We start from the raw sequence: 2,752 nt of genomic DNA on the forward strand, positions 1-2,752 counted from the left end.
GCATCAGCACACCGGCGAGGGCGGCTTTCGCGTCCACGAGGCCGTCCGCGATGGGACCGGCCACGGCGTGCCGGCCGCCGGCGTGCAACGACTCGATGCGGATGCCCTCCCGGATGCGGGTCAGCAGCAGCACCCGTTCCGTCTCGCGGGTGCCGGCGTCGAGCACCTCGCGTCCCACGGCCGGCGAGAGCTCCGCCGTCACGCGATCCGCGTAGGCGGCCGGGTGCTTCGCGTTCCACCAGCGCACGCCGCCGACATGGCTGTGCGCGCCAGGCCCGACGCCCCACCAGTCGTCGCCGCGCCAGTACCCGAGGTTGTGGCGCGACCGCTGTGAGGCATCCGTCGCCCAGTTGCTCACCTCGTACCACTCGTACCCGGCGGCGGCGAGCAGGTCGTCGGCGAGCTCGTACATGTCGGCCTCGAGGTCGTCGGAGGGCGTCGCGAGCTCCCCGCGACGGATCTGGCGGGCGAGCTTCGTGCCCTCCTCGACGATGAGCGCGTAGGCGCTGACGTGGTCGGGCCGCTCGGTCACCACCGCCTCGACGCTCCGGCGCCAGTCGCCCAGTGACTCGCCCGGCGTGCCGTAGATGAGGTCGAGGCTCACGTCGAGCCCGGCGTCGCGCGCCCAGCGCACCACGAGCGGCACCCGCGCGGGATCGTGCGTGCGGTCGAGTGCCGCGAGCACGTGCGGCACCGCCGACTGCATGCCGAACGACACGCGCGTGAACCCCCCGTCGGCGAGACGACGCAGGTCGTCGGGTCCGACCGAGTCGGGGTTCGCCTCGGTCGTGACCTCGGCGCCCTCCTCGAGTCCGAACTCGTCGCGCACGGCGCCGAGCATGCGCACCAGGTCGTCGGCGGGCAGCAGTGTCGGCGTGCCGCCCCCGAAGAACACGGTCGAGGCGAGGCGATGCGGCACTCCGGATGCCTCGAGCACCCGCCGCGACATCCGGATCTCACCGATCGCGTGGTCGGCGTAGTCCACCTGCCGCGCCCCCCGCAGTTCACCGGCGGTGTACGTGTTGAAGTCGCAGTAGCCGCAGCGCACGCGGCAGAACGGCACGTGCACGTACACGCCGAACGCCCGGTCGTCGGCGCCCACCGCGGCGGATGCCGGGAGGAGCCCGTCGAGCGGCGCGGGGTCGCCGAGCGGAAGGGCCGAGCCCACCGGCTACACGCCGCCCGCGGGGTGCAGGGCCCGCAGCTCGACGCGGGTGAGCTCCCGGCGCTTGCGGCGCTGGCGAGGAGCCACGAGTCGACGGATGCCGCCGGCGGTGCCGAGCACCGACCGGATGGTGAGCCACACGGTGTCGTCCTCGCGGTGCTCGAGGATGAACGACTCCTCGCCGCTCTCGGGGCCCTCGGCCGTGGTGCCGTAGGCGAAGCCGACGCGGTCGGGCTCGTCGATCACGTAGACGACGAGCACCGGGGTGTCGTGGTGGCGGAAGCGGCCCGAGCGGCGCAGCGTCGCGGTCATGCCGGCGGCGATGTAGGGCGTGCCGTCGGCGCCGAAGCGCTCCTCGGTTCGCGGCGACGGCTGCTCGGCGAGCGGGGCTCCCTCGGCGTCGTAGACGATGCCCGGGTACTGCGCGCCCGTGCCCGTCGACACGTCGACGACCTCGAAGCCGGCGCCCTGCTGGATGCCCCAGGTCATGAGCGACTCCGCGGMGCGCTCGAAGCGCTCGATCCCGCTGCCGAGGCGCACCGAGTCCTCGGCGGGGCGATAGCCCTCGGGCGGGTAGCGCAGCAGGTCGGGGGCGAGCGTCGCCCCGATCGCCCCGTAGGTGACCGACTGGTCGGTGAACGTGCTTCGTCGGGTCATCGGGAACCTACTTCTTCGCGTCCTTCTTCTCGGTGTCGCCCGAGAGCGCGGCGATGAACGCCTCTTGGGGGACCTCGACGCGGCCGACCATCTTCATGCGCTTCTTGCCCTCCTTCTGCTTCTCGAGGAGCTTGCGCTTGCGGGTGATGTCACCGCCGTAGCACTTGGCGAGCACGTCCTTGCGCATCGCGCGGATCGACTCGCGTGCGATGATGCGGGCGCCGATCGCCGCCTGGATGGGCACCTCGAACTGCTGCCGCGGGATGAGCTCGCGGAGGCGCCCGGTCATGAGCACGCCATAGGCGTAGGCCTTGTCGCGGTGCAYGATCGCGCTGAACGCGTCGACCTGCTCGCCCTGCAGGAGGATGTCGACCTTCACGAGGTCGGCGGCCTGGTCGCCGGTGGGCTCGTAGTCGAGCGACGCGTAGCCCGCGGTCTTCGACTTGAGCTGGTCGAAGAAGTCGAAGACGATCTCGCCGAGCGGCATGTTGTAGCGGATCTCGACCCGGTCTTCGCCCAGGTACTCCATGCCGAGCAGGGTGCCGCGGCGCGACTGGCAGAGCTCCATGATGGTGCCCACGTAGTCCTTCGGCGCGAGGATCGCGGCGCGCACCATCGGCTCGCGCACCTCGGAGATCTTCGCACCCGTCGGGAACTCGCTCGGGTTCGTGACCGTGACGGTCTTCCGGTCTTCGGTGGTCACCTCGTAGACGACGGAGGGCGCGGTGTTGATGATGTCGAGTCCGAACTCGCGGCGGAGCCGCTCGGTCACGATCTCGAGGTGCAGCAGGCCGAGGAAGCCGGCGCGGAACCCGAAGCCGAGGGCGACCGAGGTCTCGGGCTCGTAGACGAGCGCGGCATCCGACAGCTTGAGCTTGTCGAGCGCCTCGCGCAGCTCGGGGTAGTCGCTGCCGTCGATCGGGTAGAGAC

3 protein-coding genes are annotated in these 2,752 nt (G+C 71.5%); all 3 read right to left on the reverse strand.

What is annotated here, in order from left to right:
* Positions 1 to 1,168: radical SAM family heme chaperone HemW (gene hemW, locus AC1DY2_RS18340; RefSeq protein ID WP_476763716.1), on the reverse strand; the 1,168-nt coding region annotated here is incomplete at its 3' end.
* A gap of 3 nt (positions 1,169 to 1,171) precedes the next feature.
* Positions 1,172 to 1,822, reverse strand: coding sequence for a DUF1990 family protein (locus tag AC1DY2_RS18345; RefSeq protein WP_476763717.1), 651 nt, complete (start codon positions 1,820 to 1,822; stop codon positions 1,172 to 1,174).
* Between the two features lie 7 nt (positions 1,823 to 1,829).
* Positions 1,830 to 2,752, reverse strand: a 923-nt coding sequence (locus tag AC1DY2_RS18350) for an elongation factor 4 family protein (protein ID WP_476763718.1), incomplete at its 5' end; no start/stop codon positions are given.

The sequence above is a fragment of the Agromyces sp. P1_H4 genome, assembly GCF_056405255.1.